Below are 24,910 nucleotides of genomic sequence, written 5' to 3'. Positions count from 1 at the left end.
ATTCCTTATTCTGAGTCGGTTAGTGTTTTCATAAAAGCAACCAAAGAGGCTTGCTCTTTCTCTGTTAGTGCTAAATTATCAAAAGGAAGGGTTTGATATGCTGCTTCAATTCCTATTCCTTGCCCTCCACCTCTATTATAAAAATCAACAACTTGTTCTAGTGTTGTATATACTCCGTTGTGCATATAAGGACTTGTTTTTTCAACATTTCTTACCGTAGGCGTCTTAAAAAAATGTTTTCGTTGCGCTGTCTTAAACATATTATACCTCCCTAAATCGCTACTTATTAACGCATTAATCGTGTCATTTTGTTCAGGTACACCTATCAATTCCATTTCGGTATCTTTATAATCAGGAGGTACGGTACCATTAAATAAAGGAGCAAAATGACAGGTAGCACAAACCGCCTTTCCCATAAATAAATTAAACCCAGAAATTTCTTCTTCCGTCAATGTATCTTCAAGTCCATTTACGTTTTTATCAAATTTAGAGTCAAAACTATTTAACGTTCTGATGTAAGAAGCTATAGCATGCCTAACATTATACTCCATTCTTTTCCCTTGATATAGTGAATCAAACTGAATTTTATACGGCTGTTTTTTGAGTACACGATTTGTAATAGAATCCATTGGCAAATTAAACTCATCGTGATTATCAGCAACTCCAACAATTTGACCTTCTAAGCTACCGGAACGCCCATCCATAAAAAACGTTTGTTGGTATGCGGCGTAGCGTAAGCTTGGTGTATTTCTTATTTGATTACCATCAAATGTCTTTTTGCCATCTGTAAAGGCTTTATCTTTTATATGACAAGTAGCGCAAGCCATTTTGTAATTTTTAGATAGCATTTTATCATTAAATAACTGCTTTCCTAAAAGCTGTTTTTCTTTCAATCGTAACGTATCACTTTTATAATCTGAAAAATAAAATATATTTAATGTATTGGAATCAAACAGCGAAGTTGCTTCATTGGAAATAGCCATTTCAAAAGGAAACTCAACGTTCCAATCTTTTTGAACTTTCACCAATAATTCTAATTGCTTGTCTGTATAATTTTGAATAAAACGATACCGATCAAAGCTATCAAAATCATGTTGTAATGTTGAAATCGAATTTTTGAATGAATCTATTAGTGCCACATACAAGGTGTTGGAACTAAATTTTGATTCTAAAAGCTCCGTTAAATCAATTAAGGTTTGGTAGGTTATTTGGCTCTCTAACAAAGATTGTCCTAATACGGGAGAATCAAAACCAGTTATACCTGTTGTGGCTGTACGTACAATTTGATTCCTAAAAAGCCATATTAGATGATGGTCTTTAAGATTTATTTGCGTATTTTTTTCAAGTAGTTTAAGTCGGTTTTTTGTTAAGTCTATAGCATTATATAGTGCTAAACTGTCTGTCTCAGCACCAAAAAGTAATTCTTCTATAACCTGAAACCCAAAGGGATTTCTAATCTTAACATCTGTAAGATCTTCTTCTTGTACTTGCAAAATGTTAGGAGCATTGAGGGACTTGTAATTATTCTTATCAATTGCGGATAAGATAGGTTCAATTGCTTTAAATTTAAATCGCGCTTTTTTATATAAATCAATATTATATTCTGCCTGATTTGCACCCTTCATAGCCTCTAGATACTGAATACAATTATTTAAGTGCGACGTATAAAATTTAGTTATTTCATCATCTGTAGTTACTAAAACAAGCGGTTTTTTATCGTTCTTACAAGCAGTTGTTAGTAAAAGCAAAAGACATATACCCAAAGTATATGTCTTAGCTTTCATAAATAGTATTTTATTCATGATATTTCTTCAATATTATCTCTCTAAACCTTTAATCATGTACATCATTGAACCCTCTTTAGTTGCTGATGATATATCTGAAACAGCTTTAGGGTCTGTAAAAGAGGTACCGTCTGCTGGCTCCCACCCGTGGTTTTGAGTCATTACTAAAAAGGTGTTTTCGCCGTTATTCACGATATCTGTAACATCAATCATACCTGTAATTTCCCAAGTACTTGCAGCCGAACCGTAACCCAAGCTTTCAGCTCTATTTTGATCACATTCTAAAACTGTTTTAATTGCTCCTGTTGTCAAATTATATTGGTATAATTTTGCATATCCATTTACTGCAGTATCTAAATATCCGTTAGGATCTTCTTGAATGTAAGCGTAATTTTCAGTAACCAAAATGTTATCCGGGGAATGAAAACCTTCTGCCTTACCTCCTACTATATCACCATCTAAAACACAAGTGATTTTTGCTGCACCAGTGGGGTCATTTTCATTTAATACAACTTTATAAACACGACCTAAAATAGATCCTTTACCTACTAAATCTGCACTGTAACGACCGGTAACACAAAAATAGATTTCTCTTTGATTCGCTGCAGAACCTCTTCTCCAATCAATATCTTCCAATCTAGAAAAGCCCATAACACCTTTTGATTTCGCTTCTGCATCCAAGGCATCAATTTCTTTCTCTTCAAGTGCTACAAATTCAACATCATACGCAGTACCTTGTTCCATGTCCATTTCAAAATCTACACCAGAAGTGGTAACTTTTAACCCGTATAATTTTCCACCACTTAAATCACCTCTGTCACCCACATACATTCCTAATTGACCAGAAGGAACACTATTATCGGCGTGATCATCACCAATAAATACGACTGTTTTATCTGCATAAGCATCTTTACCAATTGGCACCGCATTTTCTGTAGACCATTGCCCTAAAGCAGGTAACATTTCTCCTGTACTAGCTGCATCTGCACTCTTTGCAGGATCTGTAACGAATACTCCTTTGGAAGCACCACCCCATTCGCCACCTGATAAATATAAAGGTCCAAATCCGTGTTCTTCATTTGTAATTAAAGTCCCAGAACACATAGCTGTTGATGCTGTAGCTTCAGCATTTAAAATATACTCACCATGAAAAGGTCTCAGGTTTTTGTTTAATAAGATACGCGCTATAGAATAATCACCCTCTATATTGTTAATTAATGTAAATGTTTCATCTCCGTTATCCAATAATCCAGCACCATCTGCTAAAGAACCATAGACGAAATCTGGTGAATTAGGAATAATATCTTCAGATGTTAATACTAAAGACATCTTTAAATTCACAAAATCACTAGTTACTTTAAATAAATTTGGTGATTTTGAATTTGCCAAGTAAACCGAAGCATCCATTCCGTCTACGCCATCAATCCCATCAACGCCGTCAGTACCATCAATACCGGCAACACCATCAGTACCGTCTATACCATCTTCTGGGTTACAGCTGTTAAAAGTTAAGGCCATTGCAGAAAGCAATACGGCACTTAAAAAAGTTGATTTAAAGGTTTTCATAATTTTTTTTTAGTTTATAGTTATTTATTCTCGCTGCCAAAACTATCTATAAACCTGAAGAGCTATGTTACTACAGTATTTTGCTTTTATTACCCCATTCTTATAAAAAGGTTAAGAGGTTACATAAAGGTTAGCTCAAGTGTAATTTAATATTGGCCTAATGTAAAATTAAAACACTCATTTTCAGATACTTAATTCCGTATATTCAATTTTAAAGCTAAATTATTCTTTTGGGTAGTATAGACGCCTAATGATACTTTAGATCTAAATTGTACCGATTAAACTATAAAAACAAATATAACTATATGACAATCAATCTATTATAAGCTTTTCTGCATATATGCCATCTAGTACAAAGTCTTTAAATGCAAAGAAATCCAAAGGATTTTAACAGCCTTGGTGCTGAAAATTTAAGTAATCTATTTTTAAAAAATCGACTCTAGAAATAAATGAAAATAAATTTAGAGAAATATAAAGCTACAGAGCATTGGATACCTATATTATCTGCTACGATATCTGTCGTAATGTTATTTTTACTGTATTGGTTTTTCAAGAACTAAAATTACCTTAAATTGGTAGTCTTAAATTCTATAAAACATTTTATGAGTTTTAAAACATTAACCATTATACATACCCTACTAGTGCTTAGTTTGGCAGCATTCGCTGCTTTTACATTTTTTAGTGGACCTGGTTTTGTAAATCAGTTTAGCATGGAAAATAATGTATTTATTTACGTTGTACCTATTGTGGCTATGCTAGGATATTTTGCGAGTAAATTTCTATACACTAAAGCGCTCTCTGCTATAAATCCTTCAGCTCCATTAAACACAAAATTAGCACTTTACCAAAAAGCTAATATTTTAAAATATGCCTTGATAGAAGGGCCTGCATTTTTAGCATTTATACAATTTCTATCTAATGGTTACACGCTATACTTTACGATTGGCGCAACATTAATGCTTTATTTGTCCATGCAAAAACCTAGTAAAGCTAAAGCTATAGAGGAACTTTCCTTAGATACTACGGAACGAGACAGTTTATAAATTACTTTTAACTTTATGAAAAAATTTTGGCTTAAGATTTCAAGTTTACTACTCTTTATGACCGCAACAGCACAAAGCCAAGACTGGCCAAATTTAGAAAGATTTAAAGAAGAAAACGACAGTTTAGGACTACCTGGTGAACATGAAGAGAGAGTGGTTTTTATGGGTAATTCTATTACTCAAGGCTGGATAGACTATGGTAACCCAGCGTTATTTAAAGAAAATACTTATATTAATAGGGGAATTAGCGGACAAACAACACCGCAGATGTTACTGCGTTTTAGAGCAGATGTGATCGATTTAAAACCAAAAGCTGTTGTTCTTCTAGCAGGCATTAATGATATTGCAGGCAATACAGGACCTTCTACCTTGAAAATGATTCAAGACAATTTTAAATCCATGGTAGAACTTGCACAAGCTAACCAAATAAAGGTCATTATAGCTTCCATTCTTCCCGCCAATAAATTTGCATGGAAACCGGGTATTGAACCAGCAGACAGTGTTATTGAAATGAATACCTTTCTTAAAACATATGCTACTGAAAACAATTGTTACTATTTAGATTATTATTCTACATTGGTAGATGATAAAAAAGGAATGAAAGCCATGTATTCTGAAGACGGAGTACACCCTACAATTCTAGGTTATGATATTATGACGCCGTTGGTTCTAAATGCTATAAAAAATGTCTTGGAAGAATTAAATTAATACCCTTAATGCAAAATCCGTTAGTAAGTATTGTTATTCCTTTTAAAAATACAGAAGACTACTTTTTAGAATGTTTGTCTTCCATTAGCCAACAATCATATCTAAATTTTGAGGTAATCGCTGTAGATGATTCCTCTACTGACGGTAGCAAGAAAATTGCAACGATTATAGCAAATACCGATGATCGGTTTACAGTTTTAACCAATCAAGGAACCGGGATTATTTCTGCATTACAATTAGCCTATCGTAAAGCGAAGGGAACATTTATAACTCGTATGGATGCTGATGATGTTATGAGCTCCACAAGACTAGAAGTAATGGTACGATCATTACAAAAATACGGCACAAACCACATTGCCGTGGGTAAGGTTAAATACTTTTCTGCCACGGGTGTTAATGACGGGTATGCTGTTTATGAAAGTTGGTTGAATTCTTTGACTGCAGACGGTAAAAATTTTAGTGAAATTTACAAGGAGTGCGTTATACCTTCTCCCTGTTGGATGGTACACAAATCTGATTTTGACCGCTGTGGAGCGTTTAACTCTGAGGTATATCCTGAAGATTATGATTTGGCGTTTCGTTTTTACAAAAATCATCTAAAATGTATCCCATGTGACCAAGTGTTGCATTTATGGCGTGATTATTCTACAAGAACATCTAGAACAAGCGATCATTATGCCGAAAATACATTCTTAGATTTAAAATTTCACTACTTTAAAGAAATCGAATTAAACCCTAAAAAAAACATAGTACTATGGGGTGCTGGAAAAAAAGGAAAAACAATGGCCCAAAAACTTATAAACGCTGCTATTGATTTTAGGTGGATTTGCAACAACACAAAAAAAATTGGAAAACATATATATGAGGTAGAAATGCAAAGTGTAACTGCTTTAAAAGAAATTGAGAATCCACAATTAATCATTACTGTAGCTAACCAAGAAGATCAAAAAGCTATTAAAACACTATTAGAAAGTCTACACTTAACATCGTACGAAGATTATTATTTTTTCTGCTAAAATTATAAAACAATGCTATGGCAAAAACAGAATACAGAATATACGTAATAGAATTACAGAAAAAAGTATTTACAGAAAACTGGAGATTTAGAGCTGCTAATCCGCAGTTTAACGGCGTGTTAGAGTGTGTATATGTTGGCATGACGAGTAAGACACCAAAAGAACGTTTAGAACAACACAAAACGGGGTATAGGAACAAAAAAGGACATAAGTTATCCTCTTCTATAGTAGAAAAATACGGTAGTTATTTGCGTCCTAGCTTGTACAATCATATACCTACTCTAAAAACAAAACAAGAAGGATTAAAAATGGAAGAATTTGTAGCTTTAGAATTGCGAAGAAAAGGGTATGCCGTTTGGTTTAATTAAAGTCCGTTTTTACAGATAGCACTACAATTATTTAATTATATTTGTCAAACAATTATTAGGAATGCATTTTAAACATCCAGAAATACTTTGGGGCTTATTTTTACTACTGATTCCTATATTAATCCACCTTTTACAATTACGACGATTTAAAAAAACAGCATTTACCAATGTAAAAATGCTTCAAAAAGTTGTTGCCGAATCTCAAAAAAGCAGATCGCTAAAAAAGTGGCTCCTCCTCATAACAAGAATAGCACTTTTTACTGCGCTTATTATAGCATTTGCGCAACCCTATTTTGCAAAAACTACTGCTTTTAAAAGTAAGGAAACTATAATTTATATAGATAATTCTTTTAGCATGCAAGCAAAAAAAGGAAATGTCTCTTTATTAGAAATAGCAGTGCAAGACCTCTTAAAAAAGGCTCCTAAAAATACTAAATTAAGTGTATTTACCAATACCGACACCTATATAAACACGACTATTGGAGCCATCCAAAATGATTTATTATCACTAAATTTTTCTCAAAATCAATTACCGCTAAATGCTCTTGAATTAAAAGCTAAATCACTTTTTAGCACTTCTTCTAACAGTATTAAAAATTTAGTAATTATAAGTGATTTCCAAAAAAAGAATGAAGAATTTACGGAAATTTCTTCGAAAGAAATTTCTAAATACTATATCCAATTAACACCATCCGAAAATAAAAATATAGCCATTGACAGTGTCTTCTATGATACAACATCAAATGAGCTCAGCAATTTAAAAATTCAATTATCAGCTTCTTATAATTTAGAAAATCAACCTATATCAGTATATAATGATACTCAATTAATTGCAAAAACATCTGCAGCATTTGAACATTCTAATACTGCAGAGGTTTCAATTTCATTACCTGACAATGAATCTATTTTAGGTAAAATACAAATAGAAGATGGCGGCTTAAGCTATGATAATCAATTTTATTTTAGCAAAAACAAGCGAGAGAAAATAAAAGTATTAGAGATTTATGGCGTCCAAACTAATTATTTAGAACGCATTTATACTTCTGAAGAATTTGAATTCCAAAAAAGTAGTATTTCTCAATTAAATTATAGTCAACTTGAGAGTCAGAATACCATAGTATTAAATGAAATAGAGCGTATCCCTGATGCTTTAATGCAAGCACTACAGTTATTTAATCAGAACGGAGGAACTTTGATAGTAATTCCAAATAATAAAATCTTAGTAACTAATTACAATTCACTGTTAACCAAATTTGGTGTAAGGTTGAATCAAAAAATAAATAATATTCAGGAAATTACAAGCATTAATTTTGATCATCCACTATACTCCTATGTGTTTGATAAAAAGATTGATAATTTTCAATATCCTGACGTTTTATCGTATTATAAATTAGAAGCTAGTCTACCTTCCATACTTTCTTATGCTAGTAATGAAGCATTTTTGATCGGTAAAAAAGGAATTTATGTGTTTACCTCTCCCTTATCTTCAGATTTTTCTAACTTTAAAAATTCACCTTTAATTGTTCCTACCCTATACAATATGGGAGTAGAAAGTTTAGCACAGGAAACTTTATATTATACGGTAGGTAAAAATACTTCTATTGCATTACCAATACATATAGCGAAGGATGATGTGTTAAAAATTGCAAATGATAAAAATGAATATATACCCCAACAGCAATCTTTAAGTAATAAAATAGTACTGATTTTCAATGAAGTACCGCTAGAAGATGGATTGTTTGCCGTAAAGAATAAAGAAAAAACCTTTAAACAGCTAAGTTTTAACTATCCTAGAACAGAAAGCAAGCTAACCTATTGGGATTTAGATAATTTTAAAGCGATAAATACACCAACATCAATATCAGATTTATTTGAAACTTTAGAAAAAGAAGATAGCGTAAACGAGCTTTGGAAATGGTTTGTTATTTTAGCACTACTATTTGCTTTGATTGAAATTGGTATTCAAAAATATTTTAAATGAACGTACTTTTAAAAGCCGCAACAATTATAGATGTTACTCATAAAGAACATCACCAAAAAAAAAGAGATATCTTAATTAAGAACGGTATTATCTCTGAAATTGCTCCTAAAATTGATGCGGAAAAATCAACAAAAATTATCGAATTAGACAATTTACATGTCTCTGTTGGTTGGTTTGATAGTAGCGTAAGTTTTGGCGAACCTGGTCATGAAGAGCGTGAAACCATTGAAAATGGATTATTCACTGCTGCAAAAAGTGGTTTTACAGATGTGGTTTTAAATCCGAATACAAACCCACTACCCGATTCTAGTTCTGATATTGTCTTTTTAAAAAATAAAGCTGATAATAATCCAACAAAATTATATCCTTTAGGAGCCCTAACAGTAAAGTCTGAAGGAGAAGTTCTCGCTGAATTATTTGATATGCAGCATTCAGGAGCCGTTGCATTTTCAGATTTTAAAAATCCGACTAAAAATTCTAACCTTTTAAAAATAGCCCTACAATACGCTCAAGGTTTTGACGCTTTAGTCTATTCTTTTCCTTTAGACGTTCAAATTGCTGGGAAAGGGGTTGTTAATGAAGAGAAAGTTTCTACACGCCTGGGACTTAAAGGAATCCCATCTTTAGCCGAGGAATTACAAATTTCCAGAGATCTATCTATATTAGAATATACTGGAGGGAAATTACATATCCCTACGATATCTGCTGCTAATTCTGTTAAACTCATAGCGGCAGCCAAAAGGAAGGGCTTAGATGTTACTTGTAGTGTTGCAGTCCATAATCTTGCACTTACTGATGAACTTTTAGAAGGTTTTGATACCAATTACAAAGTTATGCCCCCTTTACGCACCAAAAAGGACACAAGAACACTTATTAAAGGAGTACTAGATGGAGTTATAGATTTTGTAACATCAGACCATACCCCATTAAATGTAGAAGAGAAAATTATAGAGTTTGATAATGCTGCTTATGGTACTATTGGTTTAGAATCTGCCTTTGGAGCTTTAAATCAAATTTTTGAGATAGAAACTACCATACAACTACTTACAAAAGGAAGAGAGCGGTATAACATTAAAACTCCAAAATTAGCTAAAGGAGAAATAGCGAACTTAACATTATTCAATCCAGATAGCAAAAAAGAATTCTCAAAAGAAAACATATTTGCTACAAGTAAGAATAGCGCTTTTTTAGGACAAGAGATGCTTGGCAATGTTTATGGAATAATAGTAGACAAAAACATACTATTATAAGTACTTTTGAGTTTGTATTAAAAACAAACATTAAATACCAATAAAAATTATGGATCAAACTACCAAAGAAGCAGGAAAAACAATGGCTATAATAAGCTATGTTACCTTAATTGGAACACTAATTGCTTATTTTTCAAACCAAGGAGATAAAAAAAATGAATTTGTAACTTTTCATGTCGGTCAAGCTGTACGTATTTGGATATTATGGATTATACTGACTGTAGTTGTTAATATTTTGGTATTTGTTACTAGTATTGGAATGTTGGCCTATTTAGGCTATATACCATTAATTTTGGCAATTTTAGGTGCTATGAACGCAAACAACTTGAAAGAAGAGCCTATTCCTGTAATTGGAACTATTGGAGGATAATTCCTTATCACAAAATATAAAAAATAGGCTTCATTTTGGAGCCTATTTTTTTTTGCGCATTACTTTTACTAGGTGTAAATTTGAAGCATGGAATTAAACCGAGAAAAACAGGCGAAAAATACTGCTATCATAGCATACTTTACGATAGTGGGAGCTATCATAGCCGTTAGTATGAACAACGAGCCCCAATATGATTTTGCAAGATATCACACCAGACAAGCCTTCGGCTTGCACTTAACATTTCTAGCTTTTGCTATATTTATTAACTTATGGGGAGGCGCTTATGCTTTTTATGGCTTATATATATTTTATGTAATTCTATGGGGTTATGGTTTTACTGGGGCTTTAACCGGTAAAAAGCAAGAAATGCCAATTGTTGGCCCGCTGTACCAAAAATGGTTTACATTTATTAAATAATTATTACAATCTAGCACCATATATATGCAAACAAAATCATTATCATTATATCATATCATTCGCCCATCTTCTATTGAAAAAAATGCTCCTGTGCTTTTTATGCTACATGGGTATGGCAGTAATGAAGAAGATTTATTCTCTTTTGCTGCCGAATTACCAGAAGACTATTTTATAATATCTGTGCGCGCTCCTTATCCTTTACAGCCATCTGGAAACGCATGGTATGCCATAAATTTTGATGCAGAAAAAGGAAAATGGAGTGATGATGAACAAGCTATTGAATCTAGAGATAAGATTGCTAGTTTTATCACGGAAGCTTGTGCCGCTTATTCCGTAGACCAAAATAATGTTACCCTCCTAGGCTTTAGCCAAGGTACTATTTTAAGTTATGCTGTAGCCTTATCCTATCCTGAAAAAGTAAGTCGTGTAATTGCGCTTAGTGGATATATCAATGAAAATATAATAAAAGAAGGCTATGAAAAAAACGATTTTTCATCGTTAAAGATATATGCTTCTCATGGATCTGTAGATCAAGTTATTCCTGTAGACTGGGCAGCTAAAGCTCCTAAATTTTTAGACCATTTAGGGATAACAAATACCTATGAAGAATTTCCTGTAGGTCATGGTGTTGCCCCTCAGAATTTTTACTCGTTTAAAACATGGTTAGCTCAAAACTAAAAAACATAAAAAAAGCTTCTATAAACTATAGAAGCTTTTTTAAGCATATTACTCGTTACTTCTTGCATAAAGCAAATGATCTAGCAGTGAAAAATCTACTCCTAAATCATCCTTCAACTCATATTTTATAATAAGGTCTCCCCAATATTGACCATCAGAAAAATCGGCTACAATCCATTTATGGTTTAAAACCTTTATTTTATTAATTTTAAAGTTCCCTTCCATACCTTCATAAGGCACCAATGGATTATCTCCTTTACTCTCGTTAGTTTCTAATAATTTATCTGTAATATATCCTGTAGGATTTTTAAGATTTAAATGTTGATAATAAGCAAAGGCATCATCATTATTTTCTAATGAAAAATATTCCATTTCTAAAAACTTCAAATGTAATTCCCTAATAGAGTCGTTAAGTTTTTCTGTTTGTGATTTTAAGCTTGTAATTCTTGCTTCTTTTTCTTTATTCATATTACCACTACTCACAAAAAGATAAAGTGCGATCAATGATGCAAAAAGAAATAGGTATAAGAAAATTTTACTTTTCATTTGGTTCAATTTTTAAATTAGATGGTTATTTTTAAATTATCGTAAGCCAAATATACATTTTTGGGTAACGTTTTTTGCACTTCATCATGAAAACCTAGTAGATGACTTACATGTGTTAAATATGCTTTTTCTGGTTTAATTTTAGCGATAAACGCAAGGGCTTCGGCTAAATTAAAATGAGAATGATGTGGCTCAATACGTAAAGCACTAACCACTAAAACCTTAACACCATTTAGTTTTTTTATCTCCTGCTCCTCTATCGTTTTAATATCTGTTAAATAGGCAAAATCCTGAAGACGATACCCAAAAACTTGCAATCGGTTGTGTTTAATATCTATAGGAATTACATTTAAATTGCCAATTTTAAAAGTTGTTCCATTTCTAACTTCTTTAATTTCAACAGCTGGAGCTCCTGGATACCGGTTTTCATGAGCAAAAATATAATCAAACCGAATTTTTAGAGACTTAATTACACGCTCATGCGCATAAATAGGTATATCTCCTTGCTTAAAAAAGAAAGGTCTAATATCATCAATACCTGCAGTATGGTCAGAATGCTCGTGTGTAAAAAGTATACCATCTAGCTGATCAATAGGGTTTTCCAGCATTTGCTGTCTAAAATCTGGACCACAATCTATAACATAATTAAAGTTTTCCCAAGATACAAGCACGGATACTCTTAGCCTTTTATCTTTCTGGTTCTCACTTAAACAAACTGGATGTATGCTCCCTATTACGGGGATTCCTTGCGAAGTTCCAGTTCCTAAAAATGTAATCGTCACCTGATTGTCTATTTTATCCAAATTTATAACTTATTTATTTATTAGATTGCCCAATCTTGTTAACTTTGCTGTAAACAAATAAATTACATGGCTTCTGTTTTAAGAAAGGATACTGCATTTGAAAATATCCCCTCAATAAAATCTAAAACGCTTCGTATAAATCTGAATCCAGATATTTACGGAACATTTTCAGAAATTGGTGCTGGTCAAGAAACGTCTGGACATTTTTTTAGATCTGGCGGTGCCTCTGGTACAATTGCAAAAGCAATGAGTGCGTATGATAAAGATTTTAGTGATGCTATTTACGGCATAGAAGAAGACGGACGTTACGTTACGCAATCACGATTGAAAAAAATGTTGACTCACGAGATGATGAACATGGAAGATCGTATTAGTAGAAAAAAACACCCAGAACGTTTATTTTTCTCTTATGCAAACACAGTAGCCACTATTGACTTCTCTAAAAGATATAAAGGGCACGGCTGGTTAGGGATAAGATATCAGTTAGACCCTACTCAAAAAGAATATGATGAAATAATAATTCATGTTCGTTTTAAACAAAATGAGGCGCGTTTGCAACAAGAAACACTTGGTATTCTAGGAGTTAATCTTATTTACGGTGCTTTTTACAAACACGACCAACCTCGTAAAATTCTTAAATATTTATACGACCATTTAGATAAGGATACATTAGAAGTTGATATGATTAACTTTTCTGGTCCTAACTTTAAGGCTGTAGATAACCGTTTAATGAGTTTACAGCTGATTAAAAATAACATGACCGATGCGGTAATGTTCGGTCCTGACGGGAACAACTTATTACCAGCAGCTGTTTTATATAAGAAAAATATTCTTGCCTTACGTGGTAGCTTTAGACCTGTGACCAAAGTAAATATGGACATGCTAGAAAAGTCTCACGATATATTTATAAGAGAGACTAGCGTTGAAGAAGAAAATACGATCGTAATTTTCGAAATTACCCTTTCTAACTTAAAAGCCTCTGGAGAGATAGATGAACAAGATTTTATGGACAGGGCAGAACTTTTATGTTCCCTTGGGCATACCGTAATGATTTCTAAATTTCAAGAGTATTTCAAGTTAGTAGAATATTTTAATAATTATACGAAAGCAAAAATTGGTTTAACAATGGGTGTAAATAACCTAGTTGATATTTTTGATGAAAAATATTACCGTCATTTAAGTGGTGGTATTTTAGAAGCTTTTGGTAAATTATTCTTTAAAGATTTGAAGGTATACTTATACCCAATGAAAAATGAAGAGACTGGACAAATTATGACCAGTAATAATGTTAAGGTACATCCGCGTATGAAAGAACTTTACAAGTTCTTTAAATACAATGGCAAAGTAATGGATATTATTGATTACGACCCTGATGTACTACATATATTTTCTAGAGATGTATTAAAGAAAATTATTAATAATGATGAAGGTTGGGAAGATGTATTGCCTGAAGGTATTTCAGAAATTATTAAAAAAAGAAGTTTGTTCAAGCGAAAAAAAATAGAGATTGAAAATAAAGATGAAACATCATCTTAAAGTAATAAGCCCTAAATCATTTGATTTAGGGCTTATTTTTTATCCTTGTCCCGTCCTGAAATAAGTTGACACAAAATCGACTTATTTATGAAACATTCAATTATTACGGTAGACAAGCGTACCCAACGCGATTATAATTTGGGCTTTAAATTAAGTGTTGTCCATCAGGTTGAAAAAGGCGAAATGACTTATAAGCAGGCGCAAAAGGCTTATGGTATTCAAGGTAGAAGTACTGTTTTGGTTTGGTTGAGAAAACATGGTACATTAGATTGGACTAAACCAATACGCCATCAAATGCCAAAATCAAAAGAAACACCTGCCCAAAAAATCAAACGCTTGGAGAGAGAGCTTTCCGATGAAAAACTCAGGAACAAAATTCTCAATACTATGATTGACATCTCCGATAAACAGTATGGTACCGCTATCAGAAAAAAGCATTCGCCCAATCAATCCAGCGCATCCGACAAGAACAACGATTAAGTTTATCTCGTTGTTGTCGATTGTTTGGGGTAAGTAGACAAGCGGTCTATCAAGCAGAAAAACGGATTATAAAAAGAGAACAGGAGTTTATAAAAGTAAAGAACTTGGTTGAAGGTGTTCGCAAGGATATGCCCCGGCTCGGTACACGAAAGCTGTATTACCTGTTAAAGGAAGAATTCGCAAAGCACAATTTAAAAATAGGAAGAGATGCCCTGTTTGGATATTTGCGCTCGGAATCGATGCTGATAAGGCCAAGGAAGAATTACACCAAGACAACAAACTCTAAACATTGGCTTAGAAAACATCCTAATCTGATGAAAGAAATCAAAGTTTCCAGACCAGAAGAGTTCTTCGTCAGTGACATTACATATATCAAAAGTAGAGAGCGGACACATTATCTATCCTTGGTAACCGATGCCTATAGTAGAAAAATAATGGGATATCACCTTAGTGATGATATGAGTGCCGAAAATGTGGTAAAAGCAGTAAGAATGGCTAAAAACAATAGATTGACAAGTAAAGATCTAATTCATCATTCCGATAGAGGATTGCAGTATTGGCCTCATCGGTAAAATGGGAGAAAATGTCCATTAGAGAAATTTAAGCCGTATTCAGATCCATCGATAGGATTTTCTCTAAATCGAATAAAGTAGTCGCTTTCGCAATCTCAAAATCGTATTCGCCGTGTAGATTTATATGCTGCCACGTCATAATGGAACTATTCGAAAACGCATTCAATATTTTCTTATATTCATCTTCTTCTATGATTTCAGAAAGTTTCTCTGAAATGAACAGGTAGTTCCATAACACGATTGCATTCTGAATCAAATGCCTACAACCAACGGCAATTTCCTGCTCTTCCTTGGTTTCTACCTTGAATTCCTGATTATTTCCGAAAAATATGGCTTTTGCAAATTGATGGGATTGCTCTATTCGGTTTAATTGTTTTTCAATGCCCTGTCTCAAAGGTCTTTCATCCAAATAGCGCAATATGAATATGCTTTTAAATATCCTGCCCATTTCTTTTAAGGATTTATACAGGGGGTGTTGTTTAGAATAGGAACTCAGCCGTCTCAGTACTTCGGAAGATTTGGTTTCCTTTAATTTAATGGAACACAACAACCTTAAAATATTCTCCCATTGGCCTAGAAGTATGCTCTCATCGATATATTTATTTTTGGAGGGTAGAATCCTAAAATCCATTTTCTCGTAGTATTTTCTTGGATTTTCCTTAAAAGTATATATCAGCTGGTCTTTATAGTTCTTTATCCTAGGGGCAAAAAATATACCCATGGCATTACAAAGCCCGAATACGATTTCACTATACCCATGTGTGTCGGTCGAGTGTATACTGCTTTCCATGCCGTCATTGTGCATCAGACCGTCTATTACATAGCCGGCTTCCCTTTCGGAGGCACTAATCACGGTATTATAGAACAACCGACTTTTTTCGTCAATAAAACTATATGCGGAGACACCTTTGCCAAATCCGAAATATTTGTATGAATAAGTGGCATGTAAGGAAGGTACACCAACATTGAATTTTTGGCCATCGCTAGAAGTATGCTTTGCTCCTTGGTCCTTTTTGAATATGGATGGCAACGCCAGTTTATCGGTTAAAGAGACGATTCTTCGGTTGGCATCATCTATGTTCTCTTTGCTGAAATGCCATCGGACAGCATATTCAAGCTTGTCAGCGCCTAGCCCCTTGGATATTCTCCCCATTTTCCTAACTCCAATATTACAACCTAATGCTATAATGGCCGCATAAATCATAGCGTCAGGGGGAACATCCTTATTGCTTCTTTTACTATAATGCATAAAAGAGTCTATAAAATCCGTTGAATGCCGAATGTCGGATAATACCGTGATTAGCGGAAGGAAGGAATCGTTGCCAAAAAGGTTAGATATCGTGCCCTGTTCAACAACTTCTATTCTAGGCGTTTTTACAATAGGTTTTCCTTCCCTAGAGAACCTAAGGAGCTTGTTGTTCGGGATGTTTTCGTTTGTGCTTATGTACTGATTTCGAAGGTCAACTTTTAAGTCCTCAAGGAATTTATGAACATTGTCTAGGTCGACGATATTCGCCCTCTCCATAAGTTCCTTTTTATTGGTTTCCCAACGTTGCTTAGAAATAAGGTATTCATCGATCGATTTGTATTTATCGGAATATTTAAGATTAAGTGAACCTGCCTTGATATGATGCGCAACTTCCTTGAACAGTATTACCTTGTAAATCGATGGGATAAATTTCCCGTTATCGGCATAAATCCGTTTTTGCTCGCTATTGGATATGAAATCCATCGGTGCCCTAGAGGTTATCTTTCCTTTTGTCTTTTGATAGTGCTGAACGGCGTTCAGTATATTCAAATCCGAGGTGTCAGGATTAAAGTCCAATATCCTTAGAATACCGGCAACCCTATTGTGTATTCTTCGGTACCCCTTTTCCATTTCCTGAAATCGCATGTCATCTTTGAGCTGTAGCGTACCGGAATTCTCAAACTTCGTGATTTCCGACAAAAGCTCATCATGGAACTGCCCCTGGTCATATCCCATCAGATTCCTAAGAAGGCATAATTTCTCGGAATCTTGATATTGATTATCGAAGAGTATCCCACGTACCTTATCCAATTGCCCTTTTGAGGACAGTACAATACCTCTTAATTTGTTTAGCCTGTTCTTATTCGATGCCTCTTTTTTATTATCGCCCATAAAACTATGCACGACCCTATTGTCCACATCGTTGAGATATTTTTGAATGGCCTGTAAGAACGTGTCCACGAAAAGGTCTTGACGAATACGGTATTGATAGAGAATGAATGCAATTAGGTACAGCCGTTTTTTTTCAATGTCCCTGATACTTTCAAATTGGACATACTTGGCCTTGATTATCCAAACTGCATAATAATTTAGCAGTTCCATTGAAAAACCTGTCTTTTCAACCATTTTAGAAAAATCGGAATGAAGTTCGGCTATTATCTCAAAATCCGACAAACTCTCCTTTATTTTTCTTGGGGTGCTTGCCTGTGCCGGTTTTTTTAGAGTAGTAATCAAATAAGGGTCTTTGCCAACGATGCCTCCTTCCTGAGAGGACAACACCATCAACCCGTTCAGAATTTCCTTTTGCTGTGGACTTAGATTCCGGTTTAGCACCGATATCAAGTCTGTCTCGAACGAATTCAGGGCATGTCCTATTGTCCCTGCAAAAACATAGTACTTGGGACATTCTATCTTTTTAATTGACAGAAACTCGTTTAGCGCATTGAAGAGTTCCTTGGGCCGCAACGAGGTCTTGACAAGCTCATTGGCCTCGTTCTCGAAAAGTTTCTTTCCCTCGGCAAAAGACCTGTAGCCGTATAACCCGAGTATGATAGCCCTGTGCTTTATATATGTGGGTTTCTTGTAAAGTGAAATATCGAAGTTGTTTTTCCTGGGACATAATCTAGCTACAAAATCGATATCTTCCGTGTGAAACTGATGAGGCACAAAAAACTTTTTCTGCATCGTAAAATAACCACGCTGAAGTATAAAGCCGATCTTGATTATGGGCTTACGGAACATACCTTCCATTCCTTCTATACCGTTAACGGAAAAGACAGCATTTCTTTCTTCGTCCGTAAGTCTAGTTGGGGAATCAAATTCCTTAATGTCATCATCCTTCAGTAAACTTATTAAGGGCATATTTCTTTATTCTCGTAGCGAAGTTATCTAAAACAGATTAAATTTTCAAAACATAACATTTATCATAAATATTTGTTAATGTATTACTATATTTGTAGGATATTAGCATCATAAAAAAGCACTCAAAATATTATTAACTTTAGAGATAACTAAAATGAAACATCTGAAAACATTAAAAAGCATTTCCATCTTAACATTATTCTTCGGTTTACTATTGTCCTGTGAAAAGGAAGAAGCTGAATCCTTTCAAATAAACGAAGCGATAGATAATAACATCGCTAGTGCTTCAACTGTTACAGAATTAGGGTCTAAAATGGAAAATCCGTATTCAGTTTCTAGCATGAAAAAAGCATGGGAAAACTTGGAAGGAAAAGGTATTGCTTCCAAAAATGGAGCTATTAAAGCAACACATTTATATGTTAAGTTTAAGCCCGAATCAGAAGAACATCTATCTATTTTAAAAATGGATTCGACTATTGCACTTTATGACATACCCTTAGATTACGAAATTAAAGCGAATGGTGACTTTTATCGCGATCCCGATGTACCGTCCGGACAGCCTACTTATCAATATGCTGCATTACCTGTAGGAAAAAAGCTCCCATCGGGTGTTCCTCATGAAATATTGGAAGAGTTATTTATACCTGACGAAGATGGAGATTTTACGGAAACATCTAAAAGTATGTTTGCATCAAAAGTTACAATTGAAATGCTAGTTGACGAATCTTTAAAATTAACAGGAAATTTAAGTGAGGGGGATATTAGTAGCTCGCTATCTGCTAAAAGTAAATGGAGACCCTCTGGAACCATTAAAGTATGGGATGATGAAAAAAGTACCTATGTCGGAGTTGCTGGTCTTCGTGTAAAAGCCCGTAGATGGTTTACCACGCATAATGGTTTTACCGATGCAAATGGTTACTATTCATGTGATGGAAGATTTAGAAGAGATGCAAATTATTCCTTTGAATGGGAGATATGAATTTGAAGTGCGTAAGGATGGCTTTTTGAATACCGCAGGTTACGGCGGGCCTAAAAAAAGAGGTAGTTGGAGTATAGATATTAGAAACGGCGAGCAAGAATTCTTTGCGACGATTTTTAGAGCTGCACATCACTATTATTACAATAATATAAAGGGATTGAGAAGGCCTCCTAATAACGGTGTCTTAAAAACCCAGTTAAAGTTAAGGGCAGTTTTTGAAACAAATAGTGATACTAATGGCAGTCATTGTGCTGCTTGTAGGTTCTTCGGCATCAATAGTGCCATAAGAATTTATAATCCCACTAGAAATACTATGGATTTATATGGCACGATAATTCATGAATTGGCACATGCTTCACATTGGAACATGGATAGATCCGGATATAACGGTGCGGACGATTACGTTGTGGAAAGTTGGGCCAGAGGTGTTCAATGGGAGTTGACACGTATGGTATATTCTGGTTATCAACCACCATATTTCAATGAATATACGGGAGTTGTTCAGGATATGATTGATGGAATCTCAGGGGTCGATCAGGTCTCGGGATACTCGATAAGACAAATTGAAGATGCTTTAGACGGACAAGATAACTGGAATGGTTGGAGAATAAACATTAAAAACAAACATACAAATGGAACAGAAAATAATTTGGAAGCTCTTTTTAATATTTGGAAGTAGTATGCTATCTTTTCTACAGGGTTGTACGACCAATACTGAAGAATTGAAAACAGTAGATTACACCTATAAAAATGAGACCGGCGTTCAACTTTCGATGGAAGTCTATAATCGACTTGATGTACTTATCAGAAACTACACCATTGAAGACGGAGGCGAAATCATCACGAATACTACAGTATCTGAAGTACCTGCAGTATTTAGTTTTAAAACAGTTACAGATAGTATAGGTGATTCGATAGCGGTAAAATTTGTAACGGATAAGTGTTTGTATTTCAGAAAAGATTTCAATGATAGAATTTTCTCCATAAAGGAATATGATAACTATTCGGAAGAATTGACAGGCCAAAGGGATTACGGGCTTGAGTTTATTTTCAAGGAATCGGATTTGATGGAAGCCGTAGAGTGTAATTGAATCTATTAAATTGAAATATTAAAGCGAGACAAATAAATTGTCTCGCTTTTTTAGTCATTTATAGTTGCTAAGATTATATAGGAAAACTGTGAACTCTTTACAAAAACCGTATTATGTAAAGAGTATTGATTTTTTGGACTATATTTCACGGAGCTAATTCACAATGCAAAAATCATGACCAACGGGCGAAATGTAAAGAGTGTAAAAAAAGGACTACCAATGCCCATGAAAGACCAAAGGACTTTTTAAGCGATGCCGAAATCAAATCACTCTTAGCTGCTTCTAAAAAAACCCGATATCCAAAACGGAACTACCTTTTACTTTTAATGACTTACCGGCATGGTCTCAGGGTTAGTGAAGCGATAGCCATCAAAAAATCCGATGTTAACATAAAAGAATCAAGAATTTGGATAAATAGACTCAAAAGCGGACTTTCGGTAGAGCATCCTATTTCCGGGGATGAACTTCGCGCAATTAAACGATACCTGAATTCCAGAGAGGATAATCTGCCTTGGCTATTTGTAAACGAAAGGGGGCTGCCATTGACAAGGCAGGCAATCAATTATATTGTGAATGTTATCGCTACCGCAGCTAAATTGGAAAATGTTCATCCACATACGTTGAGACACTCTTGTGGTTTCTATCTGGCCAACAAAGGATACGACCTTCGATTAATACAGGATTACCTTGGACATCGCGACCCTAAACATACCGCTCATTATACAAGAGTCGTAAGTAAGCGTTTTGAAAAGCTCTGGGATTAGCTGTAAATGGAACTATTATCTAATGAACATTTTCTCTCATTTTTCCGATAAGGCCAGTATTGCTCCGGCATATACCAAAAAGAACTAAGGCTAAGCAATATGACTCCGTCAATGACAGATGGTTATGATTGCTACCAAAATGCATTGGCAGAACGAATCAACGGCATATTGAAAGGGGAATTCCTAATCTATAAATGTAACACTGGCAAAGAGTTGAAAAAGCTTATAGCAGAATCAATAAAAACGTATAACAACAAAAGACCACACTTGAGTCTAAAATATAAAACACCTAACTTTGTACATAACAAAAAACCAGAGAAGCTAGCTTCTCTGGTTTAATATTAATTATTTAAAAACTGTCAACCTATTTTAGGACGACTCACCTAATAATTGTGCTGCATGATCTTTTGTTTTTACTTTTTCAACAACATTTGATACAGCACCATTTTCATCTATTACAAAAGTCATACGATGAATACCATCATATTCTCTTCCCATAAATTTTTTCGGTCCCCAAACTCCAAAAGCATTGATAACTGTATGGTCTTCATCTGCCAATAATGGAAATGGAAATTCGTATTTATTTTTAAAATTAGCTTGTCTTTTTTCAGAATCGGCGCTTACCCCTAATAATTCATATCCTTGAGATTGTAATTCCGCGTAATTATCACGTAAGTTACAAGCCTCTGCAGTACAACCAGGCGTGCTCGCTTTAGGATAAAAAAATACAATTAGTTTTTTCCCTGCGTAATCAGATAAATTAATTGTTTTTCCATCTTGATCTTTTGCTGAAAATGAAGGAACCTTATCTCCTACTTTTAAAGTTTGCATAGCTTTTTTTATTTAAATTCGTTTTTTTGTAAAAATACAAATTAGAAATCTTGATTGCTAGTGTAGACAAATACTCTTTGCAAATAGATTTATAAACTATTCTAATGACAAAATCAGAAAAAGTAGCATTCACAATTCAAAAACTTAAAGAATTATACCCAACGATACCCGTTCCTTTAGACCACAAAGATCCATACACACTACTAATTGCTGTTCTAATGTCTGCGCAATGCACAGATGTTAGAGTCAATCAAATTACGCCTTTACTATTTGCAAAAGCAGACAATCCGTATGATATGATTAAACTTACGATTGATGAAATTAGAGCGATAATAAGACCTGTAGGTTTGTCTCCAATGAAATCTAAGGGGATTCATGGTTTGTCACAAATGTTAGTCGATAAGTATGATGGCATTGTACCTCAAGAATTAGAATTACTAGAAGAATTTCCTGCTGTTGGCCACAAAACAGCTAGCGTTGTAGTATCACAAGCTTTTGGAATCCCTGCTTTTCCTGTAGATACCCATATTCATAGATTAATGTACCGTTGGGGCTTTACCAATGGAAAAAATGTTGTCCAGACAGAAAAAGACGCAAAACGTTTATTTCCAAAAGAAATTTGGAACGATCTACATTTACAAATTATATGGTATGGTCGTGAATATTCCCCTGCAAGAGGGTGGAATTTGGAAGATGATATAATTACTAAAACAATAGGCAGAAAAACGGTGCTAGACGCCTATTATAAAACTAAAAAGAGCCGCTAGTTGGCGGCTCTTTTTAGTTTTAGTTTAAGTTATTCTCAAACTGAATATTATTTTTATAAGTAATAATATCTAAAGCTTTAGAATAACTCATTAGAAACTGTATAGTTTCTGGACAAGCTTTTGCAAGCTCACACTTATTTTTATTCTCAGAGTAAATTTTTTCCATATGTTCAGTATTGTTATGTTAAGATAACGCTACTAAAACGGAATTATTGTTTGGTTCGGTGTACTACGAATTAATTCGTTAAAACGATATTGTTCTTTTCTATTACCTTTCTAAGGTTAATTAATGCATATCGCATTCTTCCTAAAGCAGTATTAATGCTAACTCCTGTATTCTCAGATATTTCTTTAAAACTCATATCTTTATAAATACGCATCATTAAAACTTCTTTCTGATCTTCTGGTAATTCCTCTATTAAAAGGTTTAAGTCATTATCTATCTGATCTTTAATCAATTGTTTTTCAACATTTAATTGATCATCACCAATTACAGAAAAGATATTAAAATCATCACTGCCTTCAAACATTGGCATTCTTTTATTCTTTCTAAAATGATCTATAACTAGGTTATGTGAAATACGCATTACCCAAGGCAAAAATTTACCCTCTTCACTATAAGACCCTTTTCTTAGCGTTTTAATTACTTTAATAAAAGTATCTTGAAAGATGTCTTCTGTAACATCTCTATCTAATACTTTAGAATATATAAAGCTAGAAATTCTTTGGTTGTGGCGATTAATTAAAATCTCTAGAGCTTTTTCTTCTCCGTTGATATAATTTTTTACTAATACTGAGTCTTCAATCTGTAGTTCCATACAAATTACTTTTTTTTGGTTAACATTAGGCATCCACCTCCTGTTATGGATATGAACTTTCTTTTTGTGTGCTTAAATTTTTAAAAAAGTAATTTTGCTTTATAGGCTACTGGTTTTTAATTACATATCAAATATAGAGAAAAAGGTCACTTCTAAAAAAAGTTTGTTGTGATATGCAATATTTTCGATGTTAAAACGTGTCTTGTAGGAATTGAGCTCCTCATATTTTAGTATTGTGCGTTATACATACGAGCATGATTGGTGTTTTAGATGTAATTCTTAAAATAAATATAATTATTCATAGAATTTCTCGCTATACTTTTACCTTACAAAATAGCTAATATAATGATTTTATGACGATTAGAACTTTTAAAGTAAATTTAGCTGCTTTTATTTGATAGCAAATATTTTCTTAAAATATATAAATGAAAAATAAAAATTTAGATATTAAAGCTACCTTCTATAGGTTTCATAAAAATTTTACTTAAATAACTAGCATAAATTATTTAATAAATAAGCATTACACACCTAATGAAGATTAAAGCTTAAAAGCTATAGGCGGTGCATATAAACGGAGATTATTAAAAATTAAAAAGAGTCGCTAATTGCGACTCTTTTTAATTTAAATTATTTTCAAACTTCATATTATTATAAGTAATAACATGAAGAGATTTTGAATAATTCATTAGGAACTGTACAGTTGCTGCACAAGCTTTGTTAGACTTGCTAATATTTTGGTTTTCAGAATAAATTTTTCCCATTTCCACAGTATTGTTATGATAAGATAACGCTACTAAAACGGAATTATTGTTTGGTTTGGTATAGCCCCTTTTAATTAGTTAAAACAATATTGTTCTTATCAATTACCTTTCTAAGATTAATTAACGCATATCGCATTCTACCTAAAGCTGTATTAATACTAACTCCCGTATTCTCAGATATTTCTTTAAAACTCATATCCTTATAAATACGCATCATTAAAACTTCTTTCTGATCTTCTGGCAATTCCTCTATTAACAGATTTAAGTCGTTGTCTATCTGATCTTTGATTAATTGTTTTTCTATATTCAATTGATCATCACCAATTACAGAAAAGATATTAAAATCATCGTTACCTTCAAACATTGGCATTCTTTTGTTCTTTCTAAAATGATCTATAACCAAGTTATGCGCAATACGCATTACCCAAGGTAAGAATTTACCTTCTTCACTATAAGATCCTTTTCTCAGGGTTTTAATTACTTTAATAAAAGTATCCTGAAAGATATCTTCTGTAATATCTCTATCTAATACTTTAGAATAAATAAAGCTAGAAATTCTTTGGTTGTGGCGATTAATTAAAATCTCTAGAGCTTTTTCTTCTCCGTTGATATAATTCTTTACTAATACTGAGTCTTCAATCTGTAGTTCCATACAAATTACGGTTTTTTTTG

At 33.6% G+C, this 24,910-nt stretch carries 23 protein-coding genes and 2 pseudogenes; 17 read left to right on the top strand and 8 right to left on the bottom strand.

Going from position 1 to position 24,910, the window contains the following annotated elements; all coding sequences use genetic code 11:
- Nucleotides 1-5: 5 nt before the first annotated feature.
- Nucleotides 6-1,784: a cytochrome-c peroxidase gene (locus CELAL_RS17345; protein ID WP_013552189.1), complete on the bottom strand. Its 1,779-nt coding sequence runs from the start codon at nt 1,782-1,784 to the stop codon at nt 6-8.
- A 33-nt stretch (nt 1,785-1,817) separates the two neighbouring features.
- Complete coding sequence (locus CELAL_RS17340) at nt 1,818-3,350, bottom strand: PhoX family protein (RefSeq protein WP_013552188.1); 1,533 nt, start codon at nt 3,348-3,350, stop codon at nt 1,818-1,820.
- A gap of 602 nt (nt 3,351-3,952) precedes the next feature.
- On the opposite strand from CELAL_RS17340, the gene CELAL_RS17335 reads away from it, so the two are divergent.
- The 9 genes from CELAL_RS17335 (at nt 3,953) to CELAL_RS17295 (ending at nt 11,181) form a co-directional block, all read left to right on the top strand.
- Nucleotides 3,953-4,393 (top strand): hypothetical protein, encoded by a 441-nt coding sequence (locus CELAL_RS17335; protein ID WP_013552187.1) that lies wholly within the window; start codon nt 3,953-3,955, stop codon nt 4,391-4,393.
- 15 nt (nt 4,394-4,408) lie between these two features.
- On the top strand, nt 4,409-5,101 hold the full coding sequence (locus tag CELAL_RS17330) for an SGNH/GDSL hydrolase family protein (RefSeq protein WP_013552186.1): 693 nt from the start codon (nt 4,409-4,411) through the stop codon (nt 5,099-5,101).
- Nucleotides 5,102-5,109: 8 nt separating this feature from the next.
- Nucleotides 5,110-6,117 (top strand): glycosyltransferase family 2 protein, encoded by a 1,008-nt coding sequence (locus CELAL_RS17325; RefSeq protein WP_013552185.1) that lies wholly within the window; start codon nt 5,110-5,112, stop codon nt 6,115-6,117.
- Between the two features lie 17 nt (nt 6,118-6,134).
- Nucleotides 6,135-6,485: a GIY-YIG nuclease family protein gene (locus CELAL_RS17320; protein WP_013552184.1), complete on the top strand. Its 351-nt coding sequence runs from the start codon at nt 6,135-6,137 to the stop codon at nt 6,483-6,485.
- Between the two features lie 61 nt (nt 6,486-6,546).
- Nucleotides 6,547-8,466, top strand: a complete 1,920-nt coding sequence (locus CELAL_RS17315; RefSeq protein WP_013552183.1) for a BatA domain-containing protein — start codon at nt 6,547-6,549, stop codon at nt 8,464-8,466.
- The gene (locus tag CELAL_RS17310) at nt 8,463-9,716 is read left to right on the top strand and encodes a dihydroorotase (RefSeq protein WP_013552182.1); all 1,254 of its coding nucleotides are present in this window, start codon (nt 8,463-8,465) and stop codon (nt 9,714-9,716) included. Before CELAL_RS17315 ends, CELAL_RS17310 begins: the two co-directional genes overlap by 4 nt.
- 49 nt (nt 9,717-9,765) lie before the next feature.
- Entirely contained in the window at nt 9,766-10,086 is a 321-nt protein-coding gene (locus CELAL_RS17305) for a DUF4870 domain-containing protein (protein WP_013552181.1), read from the top strand.
- 87 nt (nt 10,087-10,173) lie between these two features.
- Complete coding sequence (locus CELAL_RS17300; protein WP_013552180.1) at nt 10,174-10,503, top strand: hypothetical protein; 330 nt, start codon at nt 10,174-10,176, stop codon at nt 10,501-10,503.
- Between the two features lie 24 nt (nt 10,504-10,527).
- The gene (locus CELAL_RS17295; RefSeq protein WP_013552179.1) at nt 10,528-11,181 is read left to right on the top strand and encodes an alpha/beta hydrolase; all 654 of its coding nucleotides are present in this window, start codon (nt 10,528-10,530) and stop codon (nt 11,179-11,181) included.
- A 48-nt stretch (nt 11,182-11,229) separates the two neighbouring features.
- Here the strand turns inward: CELAL_RS17295 and CELAL_RS17290 are convergent, their stop codons facing one another.
- Nucleotides 11,230-11,727 (bottom strand): hypothetical protein, encoded by a 498-nt coding sequence (locus tag CELAL_RS17290; RefSeq protein WP_013552178.1) that lies wholly within the window; start codon nt 11,725-11,727, stop codon nt 11,230-11,232.
- A 17-nt stretch (nt 11,728-11,744) separates the two neighbouring features.
- A complete protein-coding gene (locus CELAL_RS17285; protein ID WP_041557790.1) occupies nt 11,745-12,509 on the bottom strand; it encodes an MBL fold metallo-hydrolase in 765 nt (254 codons plus the stop codon).
- A gap of 87 nt (nt 12,510-12,596) precedes the next feature.
- On the opposite strand from CELAL_RS17285, the gene CELAL_RS17280 reads away from it, so the two are divergent.
- Both CELAL_RS17280 and CELAL_RS22655 read left to right on the top strand, forming a co-directional pair.
- The gene (locus CELAL_RS17280) at nt 12,597-14,066 is read left to right on the top strand and encodes a hypothetical protein (RefSeq protein WP_013552176.1); all 1,470 of its coding nucleotides are present in this window, start codon (nt 12,597-12,599) and stop codon (nt 14,064-14,066) included.
- Between the two features lie 87 nt (nt 14,067-14,153).
- A pseudogene (locus CELAL_RS22655) lies at nt 14,154-15,103 on the top strand (IS3 family transposase); the annotation flags it as partial.
- A gap of 43 nt (nt 15,104-15,146) precedes the next feature.
- On the opposite strand, the gene CELAL_RS21630 reads toward CELAL_RS22655, so the two are convergent.
- A complete protein-coding gene (locus CELAL_RS21630; RefSeq protein ID WP_013552174.1) occupies nt 15,147-18,227 on the bottom strand; it encodes a Tn3 family transposase in 3,081 nt (1,026 codons plus the stop codon).
- 154 nt (nt 18,228-18,381) lie between these two features.
- Between CELAL_RS21630 and CELAL_RS17260 the strand changes: the two genes are divergently transcribed.
- The 5 genes and pseudogenes from CELAL_RS17260 to CELAL_RS21960 all read left to right on the top strand — a co-directional run.
- The gene (locus CELAL_RS17260) at nt 18,382-19,206 is read left to right on the top strand and encodes a hypothetical protein (protein ID WP_013552173.1); all 825 of its coding nucleotides are present in this window, start codon (nt 18,382-18,384) and stop codon (nt 19,204-19,206) included.
- Nucleotides 19,139-19,885 (top strand): hypothetical protein, encoded by a 747-nt coding sequence (locus CELAL_RS17255; RefSeq protein ID WP_169311410.1) that lies wholly within the window; start codon nt 19,139-19,141, stop codon nt 19,883-19,885. Before CELAL_RS17260 ends, CELAL_RS17255 begins: the two co-directional genes overlap by 68 nt.
- Nucleotides 19,839-20,297 (top strand): hypothetical protein, encoded by a 459-nt coding sequence (locus CELAL_RS17250; RefSeq protein WP_013552171.1) that lies wholly within the window; start codon nt 19,839-19,841, stop codon nt 20,295-20,297. Before CELAL_RS17255 ends, CELAL_RS17250 begins: the two co-directional genes overlap by 47 nt.
- A 125-nt stretch (nt 20,298-20,422) precedes the next feature.
- Nucleotides 20,423-21,061, top strand: a complete 639-nt coding sequence (locus tag CELAL_RS17245; RefSeq protein ID WP_013552170.1) for a tyrosine-type recombinase/integrase — start codon at nt 20,423-20,425, stop codon at nt 21,059-21,061.
- A gap of 54 nt (nt 21,062-21,115) precedes the next feature.
- Nucleotides 21,116-21,400: pseudogene (locus CELAL_RS21960) on the top strand (integrase core domain-containing protein); the annotation flags it as partial.
- Nucleotides 21,401-21,430: 30 nt separating this feature from the next.
- Here the strand turns inward: CELAL_RS21960 and bcp are convergent.
- Nucleotides 21,431-21,892 carry a thioredoxin-dependent thiol peroxidase gene (gene bcp, locus CELAL_RS17240; protein ID WP_013552169.1) on the bottom strand — a complete coding sequence of 154 codons (462 nt, stop codon included), beginning with the start codon at nt 21,890-21,892 and terminating at the stop codon, nt 21,431-21,433.
- A 104-nt stretch (nt 21,893-21,996) separates the two neighbouring features.
- Between bcp and CELAL_RS17235 the strand changes: the two genes are divergently transcribed.
- Nucleotides 21,997-22,659: an endonuclease III domain-containing protein gene (locus tag CELAL_RS17235; RefSeq protein ID WP_013552168.1), complete on the top strand. Its 663-nt coding sequence runs from the start codon at nt 21,997-21,999 to the stop codon at nt 22,657-22,659.
- Between the two features lie 236 nt (nt 22,660-22,895).
- Here the strand turns inward: CELAL_RS17235 and CELAL_RS17230 are convergent, their stop codons facing one another.
- A complete protein-coding gene (locus tag CELAL_RS17230; RefSeq protein WP_013552166.1) occupies nt 22,896-23,477 on the bottom strand; it encodes an RNA polymerase sigma factor in 582 nt (193 codons plus the stop codon).
- 831 nt (nt 23,478-24,308) lie between these two features.
- Complete coding sequence (locus CELAL_RS17225) at nt 24,309-24,890, bottom strand: RNA polymerase sigma factor (RefSeq protein ID WP_013552165.1); 582 nt, start codon at nt 24,888-24,890, stop codon at nt 24,309-24,311.
- Nucleotides 24,891-24,910 lie beyond the last annotated feature (20 nt).

The organism is Cellulophaga algicola DSM 14237, assembly GCF_000186265.1.
Taxonomy (GTDB): Bacteria; Bacteroidota; Bacteroidia; order Flavobacteriales; family Flavobacteriaceae; genus Cellulophaga; species Cellulophaga algicola.
This window is presented reverse-complemented; position numbering and strand designations above follow the sequence as displayed.

Bases quoted from the DNA above. Each gene is read 5' to 3' on its own strand.
- CELAL_RS17335 (WP_013552187.1), top strand. From the start codon at position 3,953: ATGAGTTTTAAAACATTAACCATTATACATACCCTACTAGTGCTTAGT.
- CELAL_RS17300 (WP_013552180.1), top strand. From the start codon at position 10,174: ATGGAATTAAACCGAGAAAAACAGGCGAAAAATACTGCTATCATAGCA.
- CELAL_RS17250 (WP_013552171.1), top strand. From the start codon at position 19,839: ATGGAACAGAAAATAATTTGGAAGCTCTTTTTAATATTTGGAAGTAGT.
- CELAL_RS17345 (WP_013552189.1), bottom strand. From the start codon at position 1,784: ATGAAAGCTAAGACATATACTTTGGGTATATGTCTTTTGCTTTTACTA.
- CELAL_RS17235 (WP_013552168.1), top strand. From the start codon at position 21,997: ATGACAAAATCAGAAAAAGTAGCATTCACAATTCAAAAACTTAAAGAA.
- CELAL_RS17340 (WP_013552188.1), bottom strand. From the start codon at position 3,350: ATGAAAACCTTTAAATCAACTTTTTTAAGTGCCGTATTGCTTTCTGCA.
- CELAL_RS17320 (WP_013552184.1), top strand. From the start codon at position 6,135: ATGGCAAAAACAGAATACAGAATATACGTAATAGAATTACAGAAAAAA.
- CELAL_RS17290 (WP_013552178.1), bottom strand. From the start codon at position 11,727: ATGAAAAGTAAAATTTTCTTATACCTATTTCTTTTTGCATCATTGATC.
- CELAL_RS17305 (WP_013552181.1), top strand. From the start codon at position 9,766: ATGGATCAAACTACCAAAGAAGCAGGAAAAACAATGGCTATAATAAGC.
- CELAL_RS17330 (WP_013552186.1), top strand. From the start codon at position 4,409: ATGAAAAAATTTTGGCTTAAGATTTCAAGTTTACTACTCTTTATGACC.
- CELAL_RS17325 (WP_013552185.1), top strand. From the start codon at position 5,110: ATGCAAAATCCGTTAGTAAGTATTGTTATTCCTTTTAAAAATACAGAA.
- CELAL_RS17230 (WP_013552166.1), bottom strand. From the start codon at position 23,477: ATGGAACTACAGATTGAAGACTCAGTATTAGTAAAAAATTATATCAAC.
- CELAL_RS17310 (WP_013552182.1), top strand. From the start codon at position 8,463: ATGAACGTACTTTTAAAAGCCGCAACAATTATAGATGTTACTCATAAA.
- CELAL_RS17225 (WP_013552165.1), bottom strand. From the start codon at position 24,890: ATGGAACTACAGATTGAAGACTCAGTATTAGTAAAGAATTATATCAAC.
- CELAL_RS17255 (WP_169311410.1), top strand. From the start codon at position 19,139: ATGGTTACTATTCATGTGATGGAAGATTTAGAAGAGATGCAAATTATT.
- CELAL_RS17295 (WP_013552179.1), top strand. From the start codon at position 10,528: ATGCAAACAAAATCATTATCATTATATCATATCATTCGCCCATCTTCT.
- bcp (WP_013552169.1), bottom strand. From the start codon at position 21,892: ATGCAAACTTTAAAAGTAGGAGATAAGGTTCCTTCATTTTCAGCAAAA.
- CELAL_RS17260 (WP_013552173.1), top strand. From the start codon at position 18,382: ATGAAACATCTGAAAACATTAAAAAGCATTTCCATCTTAACATTATTC.
- CELAL_RS17280 (WP_013552176.1), top strand. From the start codon at position 12,597: ATGGCTTCTGTTTTAAGAAAGGATACTGCATTTGAAAATATCCCCTCA.
- CELAL_RS21630 (WP_013552174.1), bottom strand. From the start codon at position 18,227: ATGCCCTTAATAAGTTTACTGAAGGATGATGACATTAAGGAATTTGAT.
- CELAL_RS17315 (WP_013552183.1), top strand. From the start codon at position 6,547: ATGCATTTTAAACATCCAGAAATACTTTGGGGCTTATTTTTACTACTG.